At 36.1% G+C, this 23,065-nt stretch carries 23 protein-coding genes, 2 other RNA genes and 1 riboswitch; of the genes, 18 read left to right on the plus strand and 7 right to left on the minus strand.

The features are described from left to right. Positions 1-48 precede the first annotated feature (48 nt). The 4 genes from J4P91_RS02135 to J4P91_RS02150 all read left to right on the plus strand — a co-directional run bounded on the left by J4P91_RS02135 (position 49) and on the right by J4P91_RS02150 (position 5,119). Complete coding sequence (locus J4P91_RS02135) at positions 49-1,986, plus strand: ATP-dependent DNA helicase (protein ID WP_207992747.1); 1,938 nt, start codon at positions 49-51, stop codon at positions 1,984-1,986. A 100-nt stretch (positions 1,987-2,086) separates the two neighbouring features. Then, a complete protein-coding gene (locus tag J4P91_RS02140; protein ID WP_207992748.1) occupies positions 2,087-3,604 on the plus strand; it encodes a carboxypeptidase M32 in 1,518 nt (505 codons plus the stop codon). A gap of 86 nt (positions 3,605-3,690) precedes the next feature. Beyond that, a complete protein-coding gene (locus tag J4P91_RS02145; protein WP_207992749.1) occupies positions 3,691-4,167 on the plus strand; it encodes a GNAT family N-acetyltransferase in 477 nt (158 codons plus the stop codon). 139 nt (positions 4,168-4,306) lie between these two features. Continuing rightward, on the plus strand, positions 4,307-5,119 hold the full coding sequence (locus J4P91_RS02150; RefSeq protein WP_207992750.1) for a DUF2262 domain-containing protein: 813 nt from the start codon (positions 4,307-4,309) through the stop codon (positions 5,117-5,119). 73 nt (positions 5,120-5,192) lie between these two features. Here the strand turns inward: J4P91_RS02150 and J4P91_RS02155 are convergent, their stop codons facing one another. Genes J4P91_RS02155 through J4P91_RS02165 form a run of 3 tightly spaced genes read right to left on the minus strand, consistent with a single transcriptional unit; the run spans position 5,193 to position 7,488 of the window. Further along, positions 5,193-6,842 carry a b(o/a)3-type cytochrome-c oxidase subunit 1 gene (locus tag J4P91_RS02155; protein ID WP_207992751.1) on the minus strand — a complete coding sequence of 550 codons (1,650 nt, stop codon included), beginning with the start codon at positions 6,840-6,842 and terminating at the stop codon, positions 5,193-5,195. After that, the gene (locus J4P91_RS02160; protein WP_207992752.1) at positions 6,839-7,312 is read right to left on the minus strand and encodes a cytochrome c oxidase subunit II; all 474 of its coding nucleotides are present in this window, start codon (positions 7,310-7,312) and stop codon (positions 6,839-6,841) included. Before J4P91_RS02160 ends, J4P91_RS02155 begins: the two co-directional genes overlap by 4 nt. Before the next feature lie 29 nt (positions 7,313-7,341). Further along, positions 7,342-7,488: a hypothetical protein gene (locus J4P91_RS02165; RefSeq protein ID WP_017152464.1), complete on the minus strand. Its 147-nt coding sequence runs from the start codon at positions 7,486-7,488 to the stop codon at positions 7,342-7,344. A 258-nt stretch (positions 7,489-7,746) separates the two neighbouring features. On the opposite strand from J4P91_RS02165, the gene J4P91_RS02170 reads away from it, so the two are divergent. The 3 genes from J4P91_RS02170 to pbuX all read left to right on the plus strand — a co-directional run bounded on the left by J4P91_RS02170 (position 7,747) and on the right by pbuX (position 10,744). Continuing rightward, complete coding sequence (locus J4P91_RS02170; RefSeq protein ID WP_207992753.1) at positions 7,747-8,493, plus strand: type I methionyl aminopeptidase; 747 nt, start codon at positions 7,747-7,749, stop codon at positions 8,491-8,493. Between the two features lie 124 nt (positions 8,494-8,617). Continuing rightward, positions 8,618-8,719: riboswitch (purine riboswitch) on the plus strand. Between the two features lie 106 nt (positions 8,720-8,825). After that, on the plus strand, positions 8,826-9,419 hold the full coding sequence (locus J4P91_RS02175) for a xanthine phosphoribosyltransferase (RefSeq protein ID WP_017152462.1): 594 nt from the start codon (positions 8,826-8,828) through the stop codon (positions 9,417-9,419). Between the two features lie 2 nt (positions 9,420-9,421). Then, positions 9,422-10,744 (plus strand): xanthine permease PbuX, encoded by a 1,323-nt coding sequence (pbuX, locus tag J4P91_RS02180; RefSeq protein ID WP_207992754.1) that lies wholly within the window; start codon positions 9,422-9,424, stop codon positions 10,742-10,744. A 17-nt stretch (positions 10,745-10,761) separates the two neighbouring features. Here pbuX and J4P91_RS02185 read toward each other — a convergent pair whose 3' ends face one another. Further along, on the minus strand, positions 10,762-11,928 hold the full coding sequence (locus J4P91_RS02185; RefSeq protein WP_207992755.1) for a DUF418 domain-containing protein: 1,167 nt from the start codon (positions 11,926-11,928) through the stop codon (positions 10,762-10,764). A gap of 204 nt (positions 11,929-12,132) precedes the next feature. Between J4P91_RS02185 and J4P91_RS02190 the strand changes: the two genes are divergently transcribed. Both J4P91_RS02190 and J4P91_RS02195 read left to right on the plus strand, forming a co-directional pair. After that, positions 12,133-12,288, plus strand: a complete 156-nt coding sequence (locus J4P91_RS02190) for a hypothetical protein (RefSeq protein ID WP_207992756.1) — start codon at positions 12,133-12,135, stop codon at positions 12,286-12,288. 129 nt (positions 12,289-12,417) lie between these two features. Further along, the gene (locus J4P91_RS02195; RefSeq protein WP_207992757.1) at positions 12,418-16,074 is read left to right on the plus strand and encodes a dynamin family protein; all 3,657 of its coding nucleotides are present in this window, start codon (positions 12,418-12,420) and stop codon (positions 16,072-16,074) included. A gap of 6 nt (positions 16,075-16,080) precedes the next feature. Here J4P91_RS02195 and J4P91_RS02200 read toward each other — a convergent pair whose 3' ends face one another. Beyond that, entirely contained in the window at positions 16,081-16,335 is a 255-nt protein-coding gene (locus tag J4P91_RS02200) for a DUF3931 domain-containing protein (protein ID WP_017152456.1), read from the minus strand. Positions 16,336-16,406: 71 nt separating this feature from the next. Here J4P91_RS02200 and J4P91_RS02205 point away from each other — a divergent pair, with 71 nt between their 5' ends. The 5 genes from J4P91_RS02205 (at position 16,407) to ssrS (J4P91_RS02225) (ending at position 18,532) form a co-directional block, all read left to right on the plus strand. After that, a complete protein-coding gene (locus J4P91_RS02205) occupies positions 16,407-16,862 on the plus strand; it encodes a GNAT family N-acetyltransferase (protein ID WP_207992758.1) in 456 nt (151 codons plus the stop codon). A gap of 58 nt (positions 16,863-16,920) precedes the next feature. Further along, a complete protein-coding gene (locus J4P91_RS02210; RefSeq protein ID WP_017152454.1) occupies positions 16,921-17,193 on the plus strand; it encodes a DUF2533 family protein in 273 nt (90 codons plus the stop codon). A 2-nt stretch (positions 17,194-17,195) separates the two neighbouring features. After that, positions 17,196-18,029: a sulfurtransferase gene (locus J4P91_RS02215; protein ID WP_207992759.1), complete on the plus strand. Its 834-nt coding sequence runs from the start codon at positions 17,196-17,198 to the stop codon at positions 18,027-18,029. Positions 18,030-18,144: 115 nt separating this feature from the next. Further along, positions 18,145-18,327, plus strand: a non-coding RNA gene (ssrS, locus tag J4P91_RS02220) — 6S RNA. 21 nt (positions 18,328-18,348) lie between these two features. After that, a non-coding RNA gene (gene ssrS / locus J4P91_RS02225) (6S RNA) lies at positions 18,349-18,532 on the plus strand. A gap of 304 nt (positions 18,533-18,836) precedes the next feature. Here the strand turns inward: ssrS (J4P91_RS02225) and J4P91_RS02230 are convergent. Next, the gene (locus J4P91_RS02230; protein ID WP_207992760.1) at positions 18,837-19,286 is read right to left on the minus strand and encodes a hypothetical protein; all 450 of its coding nucleotides are present in this window, start codon (positions 19,284-19,286) and stop codon (positions 18,837-18,839) included. A gap of 82 nt (positions 19,287-19,368) precedes the next feature. On the opposite strand from J4P91_RS02230, the gene J4P91_RS02235 reads away from it, so the two are divergent. Genes J4P91_RS02235 through J4P91_RS02245 form a run of 3 tightly spaced genes read left to right on the plus strand, consistent with a single transcriptional unit; the run spans position 19,369 to position 21,299 of the window. Beyond that, positions 19,369-19,680: a hypothetical protein gene (locus J4P91_RS02235; protein WP_017152451.1), complete on the plus strand. Its 312-nt coding sequence runs from the start codon at positions 19,369-19,371 to the stop codon at positions 19,678-19,680. 3 nt (positions 19,681-19,683) lie between these two features. Further along, positions 19,684-20,910 carry a glutathionylspermidine synthase family protein gene (locus tag J4P91_RS02240; protein WP_207992761.1) on the plus strand — a complete coding sequence of 409 codons (1,227 nt, stop codon included), beginning with the start codon at positions 19,684-19,686 and terminating at the stop codon, positions 20,908-20,910. Positions 20,911-20,912: 2 nt separating this feature from the next. Beyond that, positions 20,913-21,299, plus strand: coding sequence for a DUF350 domain-containing protein (locus J4P91_RS02245; RefSeq protein ID WP_207992762.1), 387 nt, complete (start codon positions 20,913-20,915; stop codon positions 21,297-21,299). A gap of 28 nt (positions 21,300-21,327) precedes the next feature. Here the strand turns inward: J4P91_RS02245 and J4P91_RS02250 are convergent, their stop codons facing one another. After that, positions 21,328-21,924, minus strand: coding sequence for a TetR/AcrR family transcriptional regulator (locus J4P91_RS02250; protein WP_207992763.1), 597 nt, complete (start codon positions 21,922-21,924; stop codon positions 21,328-21,330). 341 nt (positions 21,925-22,265) lie between these two features. Here J4P91_RS02250 and J4P91_RS02255 point away from each other — a divergent pair, with 341 nt between their 5' ends. Beyond that, positions 22,266-23,063 (plus strand): alpha/beta fold hydrolase, encoded by a 798-nt coding sequence (locus tag J4P91_RS02255; RefSeq protein WP_207992764.1) that lies wholly within the window; start codon positions 22,266-22,268, stop codon positions 23,061-23,063. Positions 23,064-23,065: the final 2 nt, after the last annotated feature.

The following is a 23,065-nucleotide window of genomic DNA, read 5'->3' on the forward strand; positions in this document are numbered from 1 at the left end:
CAGTTGCTATATCTTTTTATAGAAAAACTTTTTGGTTGGAGGCTGAGGATGTTTACTGAGAAGAGATTACCATTTGAAGTAGGGAAACAAGATAATTTTTATGATAAGTTGAATGAGTGGATTGGAGATGTGTTTTACGATATCCTCCCAGAAAAAGGTTTTGAAGAACGTGATGAACAAATTTTTATGGCGTTCCAATTAGAACGAGCGTTTCAAGAGAAGAAAGTTATGTTCGCAGAGGCAGGCGTAGGAACAGGGAAAACGATTGTGTATCTTTTATATGCAATTTGCTACGCACGTTATACCGGAAAACCAGCTATTATTGCTTGTGCAGATGAAACATTAATCGAGCAGCTTGTGAAAGAAGAAGGGGACATTGCTAAATTATCAGAAGCATTAGGGTTATCTGTTGATGTACGTCTAGCGAAATCAATGGATAATTATTTATGTTTACGTAAACTTGAAGACGTAATGAGTGGACGAGCTCCAGAAGTAATTGAAGATTTATATTACGAATTACCTCAATTTGTATTTGATCATGGAACAATGCAAAACTTTACGCATTATGGTGATCGAAAAGAGTTTCCATTATTAAATGATAAAGAATGGTCAAAGGTATCTTGGGATTATTTCCAAGACTGCTTTACATGTGATTCTCGTCACCGTTGTGGTCAAACACTTTCTCGTGAACATTACCGTAAAGCAGCAGATTTAATTATTTGCTCTCAAGATTTTTATATGGATCATATTTGGACATATGATGCTCGTAAACGTGAAGGACAGATGCCACTTTTACCAGAAAGTAGCTGTGTTGTTTTTGATGAAGGTCATCTTGTTGAGTATGCGGCACAAAAAGCGCTAACGTATCGATTAAAGCAAACAATGATGGAACAATTATTAACAAGATTATTACAAAATGATATTCGTGAAGAGTTTGCTCATTTAGTTGAAGAAACGATTTGGCAAACCGAGAGATTCTTTGATGTTCTACAAGAGAATAAAAAAGAAATTGCTGGTTCAGATCGTTTAGAAATTACTGTGACAGAAAAGGTAACTGCTGAGGCGAAACGACTGTATGCGAAAATTGCGGAAGTCGGTGACGCATTAGTATTTGAAAGTGAAATGTATACAGTAAACACATACGATTTAAATATCGTTGACGAGCATTTAGATGTATTGGAACATTCACTTCGTCTTTTCATGCATGAGAAAAATGTAATTACATGGGGAGAAGAAGGTGATGGTGCCTTCACATTAGTTATTATGCCACGTGCAGTAGAAGAGGTATTACAAGAGAAAGTATTCTCGAAAAAAATCCCGTATATTTTCTCTTCTGCTACACTATCTGAAAATGACTCGTTTGCATTTACAGCAAATAGTCTAGGTGTAAAAGATTATTTATCATTCTCAGTAGCTTCTCCATTTGATTATGAAGAGCAAATGAAAGTGTACTTGCCATCGTATAACCAAGAAAATGAATGGGAACGAAAATGTCAGTATACACTTGAGAACATTCAAAAAACAAATGGACGTACGCTTGTATTATTCCGTACAATGCAAGAGCTTGCGGCGTTCAAAGAATATGTGAATAAAGAACAAATGTCTGTTCCGTTTTTATATGAAGGGGACCAAGAGATTAGTCAGCTTGTTTCACGTTTCCAAAATGAAGAAGAGACTGTGCTTTGCGCTGTCCATTTATGGGAAGGTTTAGATATCCCAGGCTCTTCACTGTCACATGTTATTATTTGGTCACTTCCATTCCCTCCAAACGATCCTGTGTTTGAAGCGAAACGTAAACACGTAAATGACCCGTTTTGGGATGTAGATGTGCCGTATATGATTTTACGTCTTCGTCAAGGAATTGGACGATTAATTCGTACAAGTGAAGATAAAGGTGCTATTTCGTTATTCTTATCAGAAAATGAAAATGAAAAGGTTATAGAAGCTGTAAAGAAAGTACTTCCAGTAGAAGGTAAGGTATTGTAAAAGCTTGGCGTTTGCTAAGCTTTTTTTCTTTCTATTGGAAAAGGAGTTTATATCTTTATGTCGAAATATAGGTGAGGTAGAAAAAGGAGGTTATATGAATATGACAATGGCTACATATAAAGTAGAAAAAGAGTTTTTAACTCATGTGAAAAAGATAGAAAATTATGGGGAAGCATTGAGCCTTATATTTTGGGATTTACGAACAGGAGCGCCGAAGCAAGGTGTGGATCAACGCTCTGAAGTAATAGGAATGCTTTCATCAGAAGTGTTTTCATTATCGACTTCTGACGAGATGGGAAGATATTTAAAAGAATTAGAACAGTTAATTGCAGATAATAAAATTTCTGAAACAACGAAGAAAATTGTAGAAGAGTGCCGCAAAGAGTATGATCGAAATAAAAAAATTCCACAGGCTGAGTATGAAGAGTTTGTCAAATTACAAGCAAAATCAGAAAGTGTTTGGGGAGAAGCACGTGAAAAATCTGATTTTGAGATGTTCCGACCATACTTAGAAAAAATTGTAGAATATAAGAAGAAATTTATTGCATATTGGGGTTATGACACTTATAAATATAATACGCTTTTAGATCTGTATGAGCCGGGTATTACGGTAGAGGTGTTAGATCATGTATTTGGACAACTACGTGAGCGCATTGTTCCGCTTGTAAAAGAAATTTCGAAGTCCAATAAAGAATTAAAAACAAATGTTTTATTTGAACATTTTTCAAAAGAACAACAAAAGAATTTCACCTTAGAGTTACTAAAACAATTAAATTATAATTTCGAGGCTGGCCGTCTTGATGAAACTATACATCCATTTGAAATTACATTAAATAGAGGGGATGTTCGTATTACAACTCGTTATGATGAGAATGACTTCCGGATGGCAGTTTTCGGAACAATTCATGAATGTGGACATGCTGTATACGAACAAAATATTTCAGAAGAATTAGAAGGAACGCCGCTTTGCAGTGGTACATCGATGGGAATTCATGAATCGCAATCACTATTCTTTGAAAACTTTATTGGACGTAATAAATCATTTTGGAAGAAAAATTATGATGTATTGAAACAATTTAGTAATGGGCAGTTTGAAAATGTGTCTGTAGATGAATTTTATGATGCTATTAATGAATCAAAGCCTTCCTTTATACGTATTGAAGCAGACGAACTTACATACCCTCTTCATGTTATGGTCCGTTATGAACTGGAGAAAGAATTGTTTGATGGAACATTGGAAGTGAAAGATTTGCCAACAGCGTGGAATGATAAAATGGAGAGTTATTTAGGTATACGTCCAGAAACGGATGCGCAGGGTGTACTGCAAGATGTACATTGGTCAGATGGATCGTTTGGCTACTTCCCATCTTATGCACTTGGTTATATGTACGCAGCGCAATTTAAACATAAGATGCTAGAAGAAATTCCAAACTTCGATGCATTGCTTGAAGAAGGAAATGTGATACCAATTCGTGAATGGTTAACAAACAATGTTCATCAATATGGTAAAACGAAAAAGCCATTACAAATCTTAGAAGATGTAACAGGTGAAGGGTTAAATGCGAATTATTTAGCTGATTATTTAGAAGTAAAATATAAAGAGATTTATGCATTATAAGAAAGAAAAGGAGCTGCAATATGTGGCTCCTTTTTATCAATAAAAGTTTGACTATATATGCGCTTTGGGTAAGGGGGGGAGTAAGGATGAATTATACTTTTGAAGTGATGACACAAGAGCAAGCAGAAGAAATTGCGTATAATTGGCACTATAATGGTCAGTATTATTTTTATAATATGGAAGCCGATAAAGAGGATTTAGCGGAGTTTTTAGATCCTAAAGAACGTGGAGAAACTACATTTACTGTTTGGCATAATAATGAAATGGTTGGTTTTTTTAGTTTTCATAAAATAGATATACATACAGTAGATATTGGCCTTGGAATGAAACCGAGTATGACAGGAAATGGGTTAGGAGCAGATTTTGTACAGGCTGGCTTAGTGTTTTGTAAGGAAAAATACAAACCGCGGTATATAACATTATCAGTGGCCACATTTAATGAAAGGGCAATTAAAGTTTATAAAAAGGCAGGGTTTGATGGAGTTGGAACATTTATTCAACGAACAAATGGGAGTCAATTTGAGTTTTTAAAAATGATTTATCCCACTGTTTGTAGGCAATAAAACACCTAACTTGAAATCTGATAAAAGGAAAGAAGTTAGATGGGTACTGGCTAACTGTAAAAGCGTGATTGGTGAAGGGAAATAAAAGGTCCTTTAATCATATTTGTACTTAAGCAATATAAAGGGGAGCGAAATTAAAGTGAGCAAGTTAAGTGAAATAAGTAGGTTTGAAAATAGATTTACAGAAGATATTATTGAGGTAACAGCTGTTACAGGGGCATCGGGTGTTGGTGCGGGAAGAGCAGGTGACGCTATTTTGTGGAATGCGTCAATTCCTTTGATTGCATGGAAAGATTTGTGTAACAATGAAATTATTATAGAAGAAAAGCTCAGACTTGAATGGTTAGCTGATGATGCAGAATTGAGACAGCCAAGAGAAATTTTAAAAGAAAATACAGTTGTAAGGTTGCAGGTACGTAGGGCAGAAAATGCGATGATGCTTGTTAAGGTTTTGGATGAAACAAATAGAGATGATGAATTAGAAAAGATATTACAAGAATCAATGAAGCCAATCTATTATCAGGATAAGATATTGGGTGAATTTTTACTTGATAAGAGAGTGGAACTATTTGAAAAGCAAATTTCTTGGGCTGGTGAAGAATGTAGTTTGTATTTTGATTGGAATAAAGACGAACAGATTATGACATCGGCCTTAGAAACGGCATATACACTTTTCAAGGGGCAAGATGAATGGAGCAGAAAAATGAAACTGTATGCAGCAGCAGAGTTAGTGGAGTTAGCAAATGAATGGTTACAGGATGATGATGAGGCAGAGATAGATGAGATTACACAGGAAATGTTCATTGATTTGATGAAGTTAGAAAGCATAAGTGTGTATTCAGACGGTGATTTTACGATATATTTTTCGGATGGAGATATGTTTTGGGGACATTGCATTATTGTAGATGGAAATATTAATGGGACTTTTAATTCGGCTGATATTGCAGGATAAATTTGTTTAGTGCGTGATGAGCTAAAGGATTTTAGCATAATAAAAAGCAGAGGGGCTTCCCTCTACTTTTTATTTACCACAATTTAAAGCCTTTCGAACCAGGTGGGGCATTTTGTATCATATCGATAAAAGGAATTGTATAGGCGAATAAGATAAGTAAAGCTGTAATACCAATCCATAGTTTCCAATTATCAAAAACCATTGGTGTACGCTCAGAGGCATTAGCTACTTCGCCAATTGGAAATTCTGTTTGTCCTTTTGGTGCAAAGAAGACAAGATCTACATAGATAATGATTGCGATGATAATTCCGACAAATAAAATCGTTCCTCCGACTGCTTGCGCGATTTGATATGGAATCCATTCGAGCGCTTGCTGTGAATTGCCATATGTGGAAAAAGAAGAACGACGAGGTGCTCCGAGTAAACCGGCAAAGTGCATGCCAGCAGACATAAAGAACATGCCAATCGCCCATATGAAAGTTTGAATTATGGCAAGGCGGTTCATTTCTTTTGTCATGACGCGGCCAGTTAAGTGTGGAATTAACCAATAGGCAATTCCGAAGAAGGTTAACACAACAGATGTTGCCAATGTTAAATGGAAATGCCCAGTTACCCATACAGTATTATGAACGACCTGGTTTAGTTGGTTACTTGCATTAACAAGTCCACCAGCACCAGCTGGAATAAACATTAGCATACCGACGAATGGAGCAAAAAATCTAGCATCTCCCCATGGGAGCATTCGAAGCCACCCGAATAGGCCGGTAGCACCTTTTGAACGGCCAAACTGTTCAAAGGTTGCAAATAAGGAGAAGGCAGTCATTAAAGATGGAATGACAACCATGAATGTTAAGACAACTTGCAAGTATTTCCAGCCTGGATCAATTCCTGGTTCGGTTAGTTGATGATGAAACCCTACCGGCATAGAAAATAATAAAAATAAGATGAATGATAAACGAGCTAGTGAGTCACTGAAAATTTTTCCTCCAATGATTTTCGGTATAATGACATACCAAGCCATATAAGCAGGGAGGAGCCAAAAATAAACGAGCGGATGACCGAAGTACCAAAATAATGTTCGGCTGACTAAGACATCGATTTTGTCAGTAAGCCCCAAGCTCCACGGGATAAATTGAATAAGTGCTGCAGCTGCAACGCCAAGTGTTGCAACCAGCCATAGTGCCATTGTTACAACAGCCATAAAGCTTAACAGAGGACCTATTTTTCCTTTGTTATGTTTTTTCCATGTACGATACTGAGCAAACATTGCAAATCCGCTGAACCAACTTCCAACAATAACAAGGGTAAGCCCAATGTAAAATCCAGGATGTGCTTTTAATGGAGCATAGAACGTATAGAGTACAGTTGCTTTATTGAGTAGAATAAAGATAGCAGTAATTGTTGTTCCAATTGTCATAAGCCAAAAACCAATCCAGCCTGTTTTTCGGACACCATTTGAGAGGACACCAGTTGTTTTACTCATACAAGCAAATAAGAAACCGATAATAAAGAACGTTGTTAATACAAGTCCGAGTAAAACACCATGTGTTGTTAACACCTGATAATAGCCAATACCAGCAGGTAAATTGAATTTTCCTGAACGAACAAGAACTTGTAGTAATCCGCATAACCCACCTAAAAATAGGGCAATAAATGCGATGTGAATATGAGCCATTGCTAATTTTGCATCTCGTTTACTTATTTTATCTTGGAGTGCAATCATTTTTCGGTCACCTCTACTTTCGCGCTCATCATATGATGGCCAGTACCACAATATTCATTACAGACAATTAAATACTCTCCAGCTTTTTGAAAAACTTGTGAAGCAGTGCTTACATATCCAGGTTCAACCATCATATTGACGTTTGTTCCTGCGATTTCAAAACCATGTACAACATCTTTTGTCGCAACGACAAAATCTACTTTTGCACCTTTTGGTACTTTAATTGTATTTGGTATAAAAGAAAAAGCTTGTGAGACAACCGTCACTTGATAATGATTTTTTCCAACTTGTTTAACGCCAGGTTGATCAAATGGTGCGGTTGCCTGAACTTTTTCTGGGTCAATTGTCGTTAAACAACTCGGTGGTTTGTTTCCCATATAAAAAGCACTAATTCCTAAAATAGCTAAAAATACGAACAGTGAGCCGACACCGAAAATAAGCCAAATTTTTTCGTATTTATGTAAGTGCATATCCCCATCTCCCTTTTCAGAACTATATATTATAGCCGATTGACAAAAATTTGATAGACGCTAAACCACGTGAAAATAATGAAAAAACCAACAAAAAAAACAGAGATTAAAGTTCCTTTTAACGAACTTTTTTCATTACTTTCGGTCTCTTGCTGATGTAATTTATGTTCGCCCATAATAACCCTCCTTGGATAAATGAAATCTTACATTTTTATAATACAAAAAATTTAGATAATTTTATCGCATCCGAATATGCTTTCAAAAAGTGTTCATTGATACAATAAAAACTATGTCTATGATGAGAACTTGTAAAATTACGACTTGTTACAAGTTTTGGAATGTGAAATTGTGAAAAAAATGTGAAATGATCGCTGTTTTGAAATTTTTGAGAGAGATGTGTATCATTGAATTTGATATAAACGAGGAGAGATTTCATGATTATGATAAAAAGCAAACAAGAAATAGATTTGATGCGTGAAGCCGGAAAGTTACTAGCTTTGTGTCATCAAGAAATTGAAAAAATGATAAAGCCGGGTATCACTACGCTGGAAATTGATACATTTGTTGAAGCATATTTAGAAAAGCATGGTGCGACACCTGAACAAAAAGGATATAACGATTTTCCATATGCAATATGTGCATCAGTGAATGATGAAATGTGTCATGGTTTTCCAACTAATCAACCGTTAAATGAAGGTGATATTGTTACGATTGATATGGTAGTGAACTTAAATGGTGCGCTCTCTGACTCTGCATGGAGTTATAAAGTAGGAGATATTTCTCATGAGGCAGAACAATTATTAGTAGTAACGGAAAAGGCTTTGTATAAAGGGGTTGAGCAAGCGATAACAGGAAATCATGTTGGAGATATTGGGCATGCAATTGAAAGTTATGTAGCTTCTGAAGGATTTTCTGTCGCAAGGGATTTTACGGGGCATGGGATTGGTAAAGTAATCCATGAGGAACCAGCCATTTTTCATTTTGGAAAACCGGGCCAAGGACCAGAACTACAAGAAGGAATGGTAATAACGATTGAACCGATTGTAAATGGAGGTATGAGATATTCAAAAGTGGATTTAAACGGATGGACTGCAAGAACAATGGATGGAAAGCTGTCAGCGCAATACGAGCATACGATAGCAATCACAAAGGGTGGACCAGTTATTTTAACGAGCCTTTAGTAGAAAAATACAAAATGTAAGAGTTTTCAAAATGCGAACGAAAACGATGTTTTTATGAAATTTGTACGTGTTTTTTCTAGAAATACTTTTCAAAATAAAAAAAGTGCGTTATAATCCTTCTATAAATAAATAGGTTAGCTACACTCATATAATCGCGGGGATATGGCCTGCAAGTTTCTACCGAAGTACCGTAAATACTTTGACTATGAGTGAGGACGAATATATTGCTGGTTTAGCATTCTTTTTTGCGAAACTCCAAAAGCACGTCTCTCACTTGTAACGAGTGGTGGCTGCTTTTGGAGTTTTTTATTTGCATAAGAGGAGGAACAAACATGAAAGTATTACAAGAAAAGATTTTAAATGAAGGAAAGGTTTTATCTGGTGATGTATTAAAGGTAGATGCCTTTTTAAATCATCAAATTGATCCAGTACTTATGCAAGAAATCGGAAAAGAGTTTGCACAGCGTTTTAAAGAAGAGAACATTACAAAAATCGTGACGATTGAATCTTCGGGTATTGCACCAGCAGTTATGGCAGCTTTAGAGCTTGGTGTAAAAGTAATTTTTGCAAGAAAGCGTAAATCGTTAACGTTACAAGATAATATGTATGTAGCGAAAGTATACTCATTTACAAAACAAGAAACGAATGAAATTTCATTATCTAGAAATCATATCCATGAAAACGATCGTGTATTAATCATTGATGACTTTTTAGCAAATGGTCAGGCTGCTTTAGGTTTAATGAGTTTAGTAGAGCAAGCTGGAGCAAGTATTGCAGGAATTGGTATTGTAATTGAAAAAGCATTTCAAGATGGAGGAAAGAAACTACGTGAGAGCGGTGTTCGTGTAGAATCACTTGCAGAAATTGCATCACTTGATAACGGTATTGTTACATTTGTTCAGCATGAGACTGCGGAGGTGAAATAGTCATGAAGCAACACCCATTTAAAATCGCATCTCTTGGCGTGCAGCATATGCTTGCGATGTATGCAGGAGCAATAATTGTTCCGCTTATCGTTGGCGGGGGACTTGGCTTAAATCAACGAGAATTAACATACTTAGTATCCATCGATTTATTAATGTGTGGTGTCGCGACGATTTTACAAGCTTTATCGAATCGGTTTTTTGGAATTGGTCTTCCCGTTGTACTCGGTTGTACGTTTACAGCAGTTGGACCGATGATTGCCATCGGTAAACAGTACGGTGTTTCTTCCATATATGGAGCAATTATTGCTGCAGGACTGTTCGTTGTTATTTTTGCGAAACTATTTGGAAGGCTTGTGAAACTATTCCCGCCTGTTGTAACGGGTTCTGTTGTTACAGTTATTGGCGTTACATTAGTTCCGGCAGCAATAAATGATATGGCTGGGGGCGTAGGTAGTAAAGATTTTGGTAGTCTTGAAAACTTAGCGTTAGCATTTGGCGTATTATTATTTATTATAATTATGTATCGTTTCTTTGATGGTTTTATCCGTTCTATTTCTATTTTACTTGGTCTATTATTTGGTACAATTATGGCGGCATTTATGGGGAAAGTGAGCTTGCAAGCTGTTGGGGAGGCGGATTGGTTCCATGGGATTCAGCCGTTTTACTTCGGTACACCAACATTTGAGTTAACGCCGGTTATTACAATGATTCTTGTTGCTTGTGTTGGAATTGTGGAAGCGACTGGTGTGTATTTCGCCTTATCTGATATTTGTAATAAAAAGATTGGTGAAAAAGAGTTAACAAAAGGTTACCGTGCCGAAGGATTAGCGATGATCTTAGGCGGGATTTTTAATGCATTTCCATATACGACGTATTCTCAAAACGTAGGTCTTATTCAATTAACAGGTGTACGAAATCGTGTGATCATTTATACGTGTGGTGGTATGTTAATCGTACTTGGTTTTATTCCTAAAATTGCTGCTATCACAACGATTATTCCAAAGCCAGTACTTGGCGGTGCCATGTTAGCAATGTTTGGGATGGTTATGGCATATGGTATTAAAATGTTAAGCAGTGTAGACTTTGCAAAACAAGAAAATTTATTAATCGTAGCATGTTCTGTTGGCATCGGTCTTGGTGTAACAGTCGTTCCAACATTATTCTCTCAGCTTCCAGAAAGCATTCGTATTTTAACAGATAACGGAATTGTGCTTGGAAGTGCGTCAGCGGTGCTCCTGAATATCGTATTTAATATGGTGCCGCAGCGCAAAACGAAAACAAAAGAAGAACAGGTTCCAATGCAAAGTGTTGCATCGGAAGCGTAAGTAGAAAAGCAAGGTTCTCATTGAGAGACCTTGCTTTTCTTTTTTAATGGCATCAATTTTCCATACGTACCTAGGCGCCAAATATATTCAAGTGGACCGTATTGATAATGAGAAAGCCACCAGCGGCTAATAAAGATTTGTAGTGTATAAAAGCCGATGCAAAACAGTGGACCTACCCATAACGGTACTGGTAAGAAATTTTTGAAAAATAGACCAAATACGACCAGTGTGATAATTGTGTGTGAAATGTAATTTGTTAGAGCCATACGTCCTACAAATTGGAATGGTTGTAATATTTTTTGCCATCTTTCTTTCTGTAACAAACGCATGAGGGTGAAAATGTAAAAGATAAATAAAGTTTTACCACTAAACATTGTAAAACCACTCATGTAGATTGGCTCATAAGGTTGTTTTGTTACAAAGTAACGAATCATAAAGAACCACATTGGAAGTGTTAAGATAAACATAATAATTTGCCATTTTTTTAGTTTTGCATCTAATTCTTTTGTACGGCGGAAAATGTCTTTTTTGCCAGCATACAAGCCGAGTAAGAACAATCCAACTGTTTCTGGGAGCATTGAAATGTTTAACCAAACTGATTCAGAATAAAAGGCATGAAAGCGATCTTGCACTTGTAATCCCCAGTTTTCCAACGGCAAAATAGGTAGCGATGATATTAATTCTTCTATTGGTACAAAAGCAATTATGACACTGCTTAATAATATGAAAAGTTGGAAAAGGACTAATAGAATTAATGAACATACTAAAATGGTGTGTGTTTGTCTTTTATAAAATAACAATAAAAAAAATCCTGCGATTGCATAACTATGTAAAATATCCCCATCCCACAAAAGGACGTAATGCAAGAAGCCGAATAACAATAAAATAAGTAGGCGACGAACAAATAATGTTTTTGGATGATCTGTTTTCGCCTCAGCACGCTGCATGAAAATGAAAAAGCCTAATCCAAACAAAAATGAAAAAATAGTATAAAATTTTGTTTGAATAAACATGTCATAAAATAGACGAATATAACTATCTATTCCTTCATAACTTCCTGTAATGTCGCGAGAATCAACACCAGCAATAATGGGCCAGTTAACAAGAAAAATACCGAATACAGCAATTCCCCTAATAATATCAATAGAATGAATCCTCTCGCCTTGTGAAATGTTTTGTGTCATTGGTTTCCTCCTTTAAGTAAATATCTTTTATTATACAGTAATGTAAAGAAAAGGAGATAAGGGTATTTCCAATTTTTGAAACTGTTAAGATGTTTGTTATGAGATATAATAAGGATGCACAGCAAGTTTTTCACTCCTTTAAAACAGGTAGTAAAGAAGCTCTTTATTTTCAAGGAGCTTCTTTTTTAGAAATTAATATTGATAATGATTCTCTTTAATGATAAACTATATGCAAAAGTGATAATCATTATCAAAAAGGTTGGTGTGATAAATATGGTATATGCATTAGTTGCAGGAACGGTTGCTGTGTATGCTGTCGTTACAAAATATGTGTTAAATGGAGTCGGAGCAACAAAATGAACAAACTTACATAGAATCCCTTTCATCTGTCAAAAGAATGAAAGGGATTTTTTATTTTTAATGAGAATATCCTGAAAATTTAGTATGATAATAGGGTATATACATCTTGGGATAAAGGGGAACAAGGGGATGACGAACATAGTACAGACAAACAGTATGAAAAAACTTGTTTGTTTTTATGAAGAATGGCAGAAGCATGGTGACGTGGAGAATAGTTTGAAGTTGTTTGAAGTGATTCAAAAATATAAGAAAGAACAGCTTATGATTGCTTTTTGTGGTCACTTTTCTGCTGGAAAATCGACAATGATGAATCACTTATATAAAGCACAATTATTACCAACAAGTCCGATTCCGACAAGCGCGAACGTTGTTAAAATTGAAAAGGGCCCGGACCGTGTTGTTGTGATGGTGAAATCTGGAGAGCAGTATAAGTATGATGGTACATACTCAGCTGAAGAATTGAAGCAGCTTTGTAAAAATGGTGAGGAAATAATCGGCGTTCATATTTATCGAAATGATGCGCCAATTCCTGATGGCGTTATGCTCGTTGATACACCTGGAATTGATTCAACAGATGATGCGCATCAATTAGCGACAGAATCAACACTCCATCTTGCAGATGTTATTTTTTATATGATGGATTATAATCACGTTCAATCAGAAGTAAACTTGCAATTTGTGAAAGAATTAAAACAGCGTAATAAAACGGTTTATCTTGTTGTCAATCAAATTGATAAGCATAAAGAAAATGAGCTATCATTTGAAGATTATAGGAAAAGTGTGAGTCAATCGTTTTCTAACTGGGATATTGAAGTAGATGGCATTTTTTATACTTCTTTACGAATGATGAACCATCCGCATAATGAAATCCAAAGATTAGAGATATTGCTTTCTTCTATTATGAAAGAGCGAGAGCAGTATGTGAAAAATGGTATGGAAAGAGAAGCGGCATATTTATTACAAGAACACTTTTCATTTGTTCTTTCAGAAAACGAAAAACAATTAATGCCTTATCAAAAAGAATTAGCATCATCGTTATCGCTTGCAGACGTAGTTGAAAAGAAGGAAGAGCTGATTGGAAATAAACGACGTGTGGCTAATAAAGAATCCGATGTGAAAAATGAGTTTATAAAGGGTTTGCAAGCGATATTAGATAACGCTTACTTAATGCCGTTTGAAATGAGAGAGCTAGCAAACCAATATTTAGAAACGAAACTAACAAAGTTTAAAGTTGGTTTGCTATTTGCAAAAGGAAAAACAGAGCAAGAAAAACAGCGGCGTTTAGATGCATTTTATTCAGCGCTAGGGAAGACTGTTGAAACGCAGCTTGATTTTCATGTGAAAGAGTTTATTGTGGCTTTCTTAAAAGATAAAGGGATGTTTACAGAAGAAGTCGGAAAAGACATATACGCACTGCAAATTTCTTTTGGTCCTGAATTATTAGCAGAAGCCATTAAACAAGGGGCAGGATTTACAGGAGATTATTTGCTCCTTTATACAGCGGATGTTGCGAATGAGCTGAAGAAACGATACTTTATGAGGGCGCAGCAAATTTTTGAGCAAAGTACGAGCGTTTTAAAGAAAAAGGTGCAGAAAGAGATTGCTCATATCGATCAAGAAATTGAGCAATACACTGTTTTACAAACAGCGAAAGAAACAAAATTACAATATATTGAGGCGTATGATAAATACGAGAATTATTTACAAGGTATTTGGGGTGATCATGTACCTGTACCAGATGGATTACAAGTAGAAAAAGTGTTACAAGGTAAGAAGCAGGTTGTAAATGAAAAGTTTATATTACAAGAACAAGAGATACAAAGCGATAGTATTCCTTATAATGAAGAAAATATAAAAACAACAGCAACATTAAATATGTATCGTATATTAGAACAAGTAAAAGGTGCGGAAAAGATATTAGAACCTCTTCCTACACTTAAACATTTACATCAAGAAGTTGTAGGGAAAAGAAAACGTGTTGAAACGAAGCAATTTACAGTGGCGCTATTTGGAGCTTTTAGTGCGGGTAAATCATCATTTGCAAATGCATTGCTTGGCGAAAATGTGCTCCCAGTATCACCAAATCCAACAACGGCGACGATTAATCAGATTTTACCGATTACAGAAGAAAAGCCTCACGGTACAGTAGTTGTTCAGTTTAAATCAAAGCAAGCGCTATTAGAAGATATGAAAGCAGTTTATAAATTGTTTCATTATGAAATAGAGACATTTGAAGAAGCATTATCACAAATAGATACAATTCTGCAATATCCATCACCAAGTGGAAAACAGAAAACAACATTTAGTTTTTTACGCGCGGTACAGAGAGGGTATCAGGCAGTCGCAAATCATTTGGGAGAGCAAATGCAAGTTACGTTAGAAGAATTCTCTGATTATGTAGCGAATGAAGAGAAATCATGTTTTGTTGAATATATGGAATTGTACTATGATTGTGCTCTAACAAGACAAGGAGTCGCTCTTGTTGATACACCGGGAGCAGATTCTATTAATGCTCGTCATACGGACGTTGCATTCCAATATATTAAAAATGCGGATGCAATTTTATTCGTAACGTATTACAACCATGTTTTTTCAAGAGCAGATCGGGAGTTTTTAATTCAGCTTGGCCGCGTGAAAGATACATTTGCGCTTGATAAAATGTTCTTCTTAATTAATGCGGCAGACTTAGCACAGTCCGAGGATGAGCTTGAAATGGTAAAAGGATATATTGCAGACCAGCTCCTGCAATACGGTATCCGAAATCCACGTCTCTTTGCAATTTCAAGTTTATGTGCACTTGAGGAGAAACAAGGAAAGAGTATAGCAAAAGAAAAGTATGGTATCTTGCAAAATTCGGGGATTGCAAAGTTTGAGGAATCATTTACATCCTTTATGATGCGCGATTTAATGCTTGTATCTGTTCATTCTTTATATAGCGCACTGCAAAGCGCAGATAAGCTTCTTACAAATATGATACAGGGAGCGAAGCAAGGGAATGATGAAAAAGAAAAGCAAATAAAAAAATATGAAGCAGAACGTGAGCAGCTACTTCATATTATTTCATCATATAGTGTACTTGCAGAAGAGCAAGCGATGCAAAATGAAGTGAAAGAACTGTTGTATTATGTAGAGCAACGTCTATTTTTACGTTATAACGATGTGTTTACTGAATTTATTAACCCAGCATCCCTTCGAACAGATGGGAATGTAAAAATCAAGCTGCAAGAATGTCTTATGGAACTTGTCTCCTTCATTCAGCATGATTTATTACAAGAAATGCGAGCAACGTCACTGCGTCTTGAAAAATGGATCGATGAAGCGATGCAAAGAGCAAGGGATGAAATTACAGTAAAATGTAAGTTGGAAAATGAATCTATTTCTATGAATGGGACAGCTGATTATGAATACCAGGTTATTACGCATAAAGAGCCGTTTCCTTCTATAGAAATAAAGCATTTTAAAAAGGCATTGTCTCATTTTAAAAATGAGAAAAGCTTTTTTGAAAAAAATGATAAAGCAGCAATGCAGGAAGATACGAAGGAATCACTCGAGCCTTTCGTATCTCAATATGTAGCTGATGAAGAAAAGTTATTTATTCATCATTATAAAGAAGAATGGGAAGTAAAATGGGACTTGTTCCGAACAGTGATGCAGCAAGATATTGGGCAGTATTATGAAAGTGTCTTATTTGCTTTAGCAGAAACAATTAATGTGTCGCTATATGAACAAAGTAAGGAACAATTACAGAAACAGTTGGCAGCAATCGAACAAGAAATTCATATTTGATAATCTCTATGAAAAAAAGATTCGTTCAATTTTCTTTTGCAGTACAGCATCCAGTGATTTTACAAATCCTGCAAATTCATCTGTCGAAATCATATGAGTCAGAACTAACCGTCTGCCATCTGGTGTTTCACCGCATAAGACGAACGAGGAAAATTCGTATGTTTTTCCTTCTACAACTAATTTTGGATAGGAATATGTTCCATTTTTCTTTTTCTTTCCATCAATCGAGATGACGTTGCACTTTTTCTCATTGTTGTCCATGGTGAATCCCTCCTTTGTATTACTTATGGTAGACAAGGAGGGTTTAGAACAAGAGAGAAAGGGGAAATTTTATGGGAATTATAATAGAGCGTATTTCACAAGATAAGGCGCCGATGTCATTATTGTTGCTTGCTGATCCAAGTGAACGTCAAATCAATTCATATTTACGTCGTGGTCATATCTATGCTGCGAAAAAGGAAGAAAACGTAATAGGAGTGTATGTATTACTTGAGACAAGACCGCAGACAATGGAAATTATGAATCTTGCTGTTTTAGAAGAGCTGCAAGGAAAAGGAATCGGCAAGCAGTTGTTACAACATGCAATTCAAACCGCGAAGGAATATCATATGCATACACTTGAAATAGGGACAGGAAATTCTAGTGTTTCACAGCTTGCATTGTATCAAAAATGTGGTTTTCGTATTTTTTCTATTGATTTTGATTACTTTTCGAAGCATTATGAAGAAGAGATTATTGAAAATGGAATTGTATGTCGTGATATGGTTCGGCTTACAATGGAAATCTAATCATTTTCTTATGAGGCTACTTGGCAAGAAAGTATAAATTATTTAGGGGGAAGAGAAGATGGAAGTACATAAAGCAATTACAGCACATTCTCGTAAACAAAATGAAATTGTGACAACATTTTTACAGTTAGAAGCGCAGCGTGAAGCAGCAATTGAAGCGGCAGTAGCACTTGCAGCAAATGGAAAACATTTCTCAGTAGATGCAATTAACATGGTAACGAAGCAAATCAATGATCTTGCTAAGCGGGGGGTTGCACCGCAGCGTAAAATTGTAACAGAAGATATGGTTATGGAGTATGTAGGTCGTCTGCAAGAGAAAGAAGGTCGTTAAGTATGATTGTTACAGTCGAATGGTTACGTGATCACATAGAAGATGAACATGTCCGCATCATCGATTGTCGTTTTGACTTAGCTAATCCAAATTGGGGAAGAGAACAGTATGAAAAAGACCATATTCCTCATGCGCTATATTTTGATTTGAATCTGGATTTATCAAGCCCTGTTACGGAGCATGGTGGCCGTCATCCACTTCCAGCTATTCAAGATTTTGCTGAAAAGCTTTCTCAAGCTGGTATTGATGAACATACGACAGTTGTTGCATACGACAGTCAAGCTGGTGCAATGGCTTCGCGTCTATGGTGGCTACTAACATATGTAGGGCATCAAAAAGTATGTGTATTAAATGGTGGATTTCCTGCTTGGAAAGAACAAAATTTATCTACAACAGCGGAAGTTCCAACAATTGAACGAAAAAAATTCATACCCAATGTACAAGACAACATGCTTGTAACGATGGAAGGTGTGAAAGAAAGAATTCGTACAAATGCAGATATTACGTTAATTGATTCGAGAGAGCCGAAGCGTTATGCTGGCGCCGAAGAACTTGTTGATCCTCAGGCTGGTCACATTCCAACGGCAGAAAACTATTTCTGGAAAGATGGAATCACAGCGGTAGGTCAGTTCAAAGGTAAAGAGGAACAAGAGGAACGTTTCCGTCTCCTTAATAAAGAGAAAGAAACAATCGTCTATTGCGGATCTGGTGTAACAGCATGTCCGAATGTATTAGCGTTACAAACAGCTGGTTTTCGTAACGTGAAGTTATATGCTGGGAGCTGGAGTGATTGGATTTCTTATCCAGAAAACCAAATTGCAAAAGAAGGACATTAACCTCTTGCATGCAAAAATATTTTGTATTAAAATAAGGTCACAAGCAAGAAATTGCTTCAAAACATTACATTTTACACATTGCATGCAATGTGATAAAATAACGACAAGTAAATAAAACATCCTGCGGTGTACGTAACTTATTTATGTCTAAAACCGATGTTAGTTATACGGAAGCTCAACATTTAGCGACCATCATCAAGCCTTCCTTGTGGAGGAAGATGTACGGTAGCTGTGAGGGCATCCACCTGCGAGTAGCGGGTTTTTGGACATTTACAAGGGACGGCACGTGCGGGGGTCTTATTTCAACTAACAGTATATAAAATTCCTACGGTGTACGTAGCTTATGTATGTCTTAAACCAATGAGTATAATACGGAAGTTCAATATCTAGATGTAAACAGCATGCCATCTTTTTAAGAAGGAAACTGAAAGCATTTATGAGAACATCCACCTGTGAGAGCAGGTTTATGGACATCTAGAGAGAACGGCATGTGTGGGGCTATATAAAAACCTTACGTTTTATACGTAAGGTTTTTTTGTTGTAGGTCCCATTTTTCGGTACGCTAGAAATAATGGGAATTTCATTGTGTGGAAAGCATAAAAATATTAGAAATCAAATGAAACTCCCATTATTGGGAGTTTCATTTGATTGTTACCCCGCTATTTGCGGACAGTAAGACTCCCACCTCAAAATTCTGCAAAAACAAAGAAGTTAGTTGGGAGATTAACGGTCCGTAAAAGCCCGATTGGTGAAGGCTAATAATCAGTGGGGGATGAAGAAAATCCCCACTGATTATTAGCCTTCACTTTATCTGTGCTCACCTGTAAAATTTCCATAATAAACATAGCACTTTCGGTCTTCATCAATTTCTCTGGAATCTAAGGCGAATTCCATAAATATTCCGTCTTTTTGAACGTACAAAATATCTGAATGAAGGTACGTTAAGATTTCGTCATGGTTCCATACATCTTTACTTTCTATTAAAATCGAATTTGCTCCTTGTAGCTCCCTAATCTCAAAGCCTATATGGGAATATGTAGATTCTGAAGGATCATCGAAGAACGTTTCTTTTTGGGCATATAATACTGCTGTTCCGTCGGGATCCATCGCGGTCGCTGTTACGACATATGTATCCCCTTCTTTAATAAAGTACTCACAAGTCATCCTTGCGACGGCTTCGGACACAGAAATATCGGCATAGTTCCATAGGGCAGGGTATTGTTTCGTTTCATCATTGAGTCGATATTCTAACCGCAATTGTAATCCCTCTTTCTTTTTCTTCTACTTTATCATGAATTCTTTTATAATAAAAATATAATATACAAAGGGGCGTTGGAAAGTGACAAAAACCAAATGGTTAGTAACAGGTGTTCTTACATCTTTAGTGGCCGGTACTTTATCTGGCTGTACAGAAGATCTTCCTCCAAAACCAAAAGATAAGAGTTGTTCTGATTGGGATTGGGATGATGAACTTGGCGTGTGGCGATGCGATGACAGCCATTCAAGTTATCATGGTAGTTATTATTACGGTGGTAGATACTATCAAAATAAATCAACCTTCAAAAGTTCTTCTGAATTTAAGTCATATCAAGCTTCTTCTAATTTTAAAGGGGGAATTGGAAGCGGTTCAAAGGGTGGATTCGGAGGTTAAATTATGTCACTTTACATAAAGAAACGAAGTGAATTTTATTCAAGATTCCCTCACTTTTGGTCCGACTTATACGGGAGTGAGTATAGCCTTTTTCATATCTTTGAAATAACAGAACAAACAATCCAAGATTTGCAGTTAGCAACAAAACGAATGGGAAAAGTATTTTTTAAGACTGCTAGGCTTCTTCGGACTTTATCTGACGCTCAGCTTCTTGAATTTGGTTTTCCATCTTCAAGTCTGCCTTTTATTAGAATGAAATCTCTGTTTCCTGAATCTGTTATTTCACGATTTGATTTTGCGATTACAGATAGTGGCGTCAAAATGCTTGAGTTTAATAGTGATACTCCGACTTTTATCATGGAATGCTTTCAAATGAATGGGGAGATTTGCGAAGAATTAGATTATCAGGATCCAAATGAGAATCAGGAACGTCTCCTCTCTTCTGGCATCACCAAAGCTGTGATGGAGGCTTCTAAAGGGATAGAAAGACCAAACGTTGTCTTTACAGCCCATCATGAACATATAGAAGATTGGAATACGACTCGGTATTTGAGTCAGCTATGTCAAGTTAGCAACAAAGTGGTGTCAATGTCAGAACTCAGAATAACTGAAGATGCTTTACTTGATGCAGATGGTGTGCCAATTGATGTTTTGTATCGCCAGACATATCCTATTGAATACTTAGTTGAGGACCTGGATCCTAATACTGGAGATCTTGTAGGGATCGAATTACTACAACTTGTAAAGGAAGAAAAGCTTTTTATTATAAATCCGATTTCATCTTTTCTACTGCAGCCGAAATCGGTTCAATGTCTCATTTGGGGATTAGCAGAGGAAGGTGCTTTTTATACAAATGAGGAACACCAATGGATTAAACAATACATGCTTCCTACTTACTTAGAAGCAGATTTGTTTTTAGGGAAAAGTTCTTTTGTTCAAAAACCGTCGTTCGGTAGAGAAGGTGACACGATTACAATTCGTGATAAAGACACTAATATTGTTAATCAAAATTCATATGAAACGTATAAGAAAGAGCTTCCTGTATTTCAGAAATATATAAAGCTTCCAGTTGTTTCTCTTGAGACTGAAAAGGGGAACGAGGAGCTGTCATATGTGTTTGGATCATTTTTAATTGCTGGGAAGCCAAGTAGTATTGGTATACGTGCTGGTGAAAAAATTACAGGGAATGAATCTTATTATTTGCCTGTAGGAATTAAAAAGGGGGATTAGAAATGATAAATTTCTTACTTTATTTAGCAGTCTCAATTGGTCTTTTATGTATCGGTCTTTTTCTTATGGAAGTGACAACAAAAGTGAAGGAATTTTCGTTAATGGCAAAAGGGAATAAAGCAGCAAGCTATGCGCTTGGAGGAAGACTTCTTGGCCTTGCTATCGTCTTGTATTCAACTGCTGCCCATTCTGTTTCACTAATGGATATGGTTTTATGGGGAGCAATTGGAATATTAGCGCAAATTATTGTGTTTTATTTAGCTGAATGGTGTACACCGCGCTTTAATATCAACCAAAGCATCGAAGAAGATAATCAGGCTGTCGGACTTTTCCTTATGTTTTTATCAATTTCCATTGGAATCGTGATTGCTGGGTGTTTAACATATTGAAAAACCTTACGTTTTATACGTAAGGTTTTTATTTTTCATTCGTTAATCCTTCTGAGACATAATCAATAAGTTTATCCATTACTTTAGGGAATAGCTCCGTGCCTATTTCTTCTTTATGTAACCGCAGCATCATGATAGCCTGTATAATGCCTGTAATTACTTGGGGGTCATCTTTAGGCAATACGCCGCGCTCAATGAGAGTATTGATAGCAAGTGTTCCCCTTTCTATATTATATTGTGAGAACTCCATCATTTCATTTGGTAGTTTTCTCATAAGACGCTCATGTTCACCATTTTGAAACACACGTTGTAGAAAAGGATTATCTTCAACAAATTGAAATGATGTGTGGAAGAAGGAAGAGAGTAGTTCTTTTGAAGATAGCTTTTCTTGAAACAACTGATTTAGTACAGTTTCTCGAACCTCTTCTTCATTTTTTAAAATTTCGAAATAGAGTTCTTCTTTTGAGGAGAAGAACTTATAAAAGGATCCTTTTGCAATCCCGCATGCAAGTACAATATCATCGATGCTTGTTTTTGCTAAACCGTATTGAATGAATAATTCCCGGCCTTTTTCTAAAAGGGATTGGTGAATTTGTTCTTTTTCTTGTTCTGTAAATTTAGGCATAGTAAAACTCCTATATTAAAAATTATGTGACTTTTTATAGACTTTTAGTCACATCATGTTTTATACTTATCATAACCGCTATAGTACATAAAGTAAACGGCAGGCTGTTAGAGAAACAGTTTTTTCTTTTAACTTTTATATGACTATAAAAACTATTTTAGTCATATGAATAAAATAGCGGATTTTAAAAAAGGGGATGAAGAAGATGAAATTAATTCTTATTCAAAATTTAAATTGGAAATTGCTGTACTTAGCAGACAAATTTCCAACATAAAAGAGCATGCTTTCATATTGAGAAATATCGAATTAGGTTTTACAAAATAAATGAAGTGGGTGATGAAATGTTAGAATGTTCTTTTCATACAGGGGATGTACGGTTACATTATGTAAAAAGTAATTCAAAAGGTGTACCAATATTATTGCTTCATGGTGGAATCTCAAGATGGGAAGCATTTCAAACCATTATTCCAGAATTAGAAAATGAAGGGCATGTCTACGCAATAGATTTAAGAGGACATGGAAAATCAGGAAGAGTTACGAACGGCTATCGTGTGAAAGACTATGTTCAGGATATTATCAGTTTTATTGAAGAGTGTATGACACAACCACCAATTATATTTGGTCATTCACTTGGTGGAATGATTGGGATTCAAGTGGCTGCAGAGTATCCAGAATTAGTAAAAGGGTTAATCATTGGTGATTCTCCGATGTCTCTAGAAGTATTAAAAGAGGGTTCTGAGAAATTGATGAAATGGAGAGGGATAGCACAAAAAGGTGCAGCGACGAATCAGAATATGATGGCTAAAAAAAGAGAGAATCCACTGTTAGATTTTATGATAGAAAGTGTCATGCTAACAGATCCTCAAGTATTAGATGCAATGATTGACCATTGTGATGAAACGTATATGGGATATGATATGAATACGTTGTTTCCTAAAATTCAATGTCCTGTTCTACTGTTACAAGGAAACCCTGAGCGTAATGGAGTAGTAAGAGAGCCAGATGTAAAAAAAGCTTTAGGACTGTTACCTAATGCCAAGCATGTAAAACTGGAGAATGCCGGACATACGTTGCATATTGAAGATAAAGCTGCCGTTTTAGATGCAATTGTTCCATTCATACAGTTAAATAATAAATAAAA

It is taken from the genome of Bacillus sp. XF8 (assembly GCF_017498755.1).
Lineage (GTDB): Bacteria > Bacillota > Bacilli > Bacillales > Bacillaceae_G > Bacillus_A > Bacillus_A bingmayongensis.

Bases quoted from the DNA above. Each gene is read 5' to 3' on its own strand.
- J4P91_RS02245 (WP_207992762.1), top strand. From the start codon at position 20,913: ATGATAAATTTCTTACTTTATTTAGCAGTCTCAATTGGTCTTTTATGT.
- J4P91_RS02160 (WP_207992752.1), bottom strand. From the start codon at position 7,312: ATGCACTTACATAAATACGAAAAAATTTGGCTTATTTTCGGTGTCGGC.
- J4P91_RS02210 (WP_017152454.1), top strand. From the start codon at position 16,921: ATGGAAGTACATAAAGCAATTACAGCACATTCTCGTAAACAAAATGAA.
- J4P91_RS02170 (WP_207992753.1), top strand. From the start codon at position 7,747: ATGATTATGATAAAAAGCAAACAAGAAATAGATTTGATGCGTGAAGCC.
- J4P91_RS02190 (WP_207992756.1), top strand. From the start codon at position 12,133: ATGATTCTCTTTAATGATAAACTATATGCAAAAGTGATAATCATTATC.
- J4P91_RS02195 (WP_207992757.1), top strand. From the start codon at position 12,418: ATGACGAACATAGTACAGACAAACAGTATGAAAAAACTTGTTTGTTTT.
- J4P91_RS02240 (WP_207992761.1), top strand. From the start codon at position 19,684: ATGTCACTTTACATAAAGAAACGAAGTGAATTTTATTCAAGATTCCCT.
- J4P91_RS02185 (WP_207992755.1), bottom strand. From the start codon at position 11,928: ATGACACAAAACATTTCACAAGGCGAGAGGATTCATTCTATTGATATT.
- J4P91_RS02255 (WP_207992764.1), top strand. From the start codon at position 22,266: ATGTTAGAATGTTCTTTTCATACAGGGGATGTACGGTTACATTATGTA.
- pbuX (WP_207992754.1), top strand. From the start codon at position 9,422: ATGAAGCAACACCCATTTAAAATCGCATCTCTTGGCGTGCAGCATATG.
- J4P91_RS02155 (WP_207992751.1), bottom strand. From the start codon at position 6,842: ATGATTGCACTCCAAGATAAAATAAGTAAACGAGATGCAAAATTAGCA.
- J4P91_RS02175 (WP_017152462.1), top strand. From the start codon at position 8,826: ATGAAAGTATTACAAGAAAAGATTTTAAATGAAGGAAAGGTTTTATCT.
- J4P91_RS02145 (WP_207992749.1), top strand. From the start codon at position 3,691: ATGAATTATACTTTTGAAGTGATGACACAAGAGCAAGCAGAAGAAATT.
- J4P91_RS02205 (WP_207992758.1), top strand. From the start codon at position 16,407: ATGGGAATTATAATAGAGCGTATTTCACAAGATAAGGCGCCGATGTCA.
- J4P91_RS02215 (WP_207992759.1), top strand. From the start codon at position 17,196: ATGATTGTTACAGTCGAATGGTTACGTGATCACATAGAAGATGAACAT.
- J4P91_RS02140 (WP_207992748.1), top strand. From the start codon at position 2,087: ATGACAATGGCTACATATAAAGTAGAAAAAGAGTTTTTAACTCATGTG.
- J4P91_RS02135 (WP_207992747.1), top strand. From the start codon at position 49: ATGTTTACTGAGAAGAGATTACCATTTGAAGTAGGGAAACAAGATAAT.
- J4P91_RS02250 (WP_207992763.1), bottom strand. From the start codon at position 21,924: ATGCCTAAATTTACAGAACAAGAAAAAGAACAAATTCACCAATCCCTT.
- J4P91_RS02200 (WP_017152456.1), bottom strand. From the start codon at position 16,335: ATGGACAACAATGAGAAAAAGTGCAACGTCATCTCGATTGATGGAAAG.
- J4P91_RS02165 (WP_017152464.1), bottom strand. From the start codon at position 7,488: ATGGGCGAACATAAATTACATCAGCAAGAGACCGAAAGTAATGAAAAA.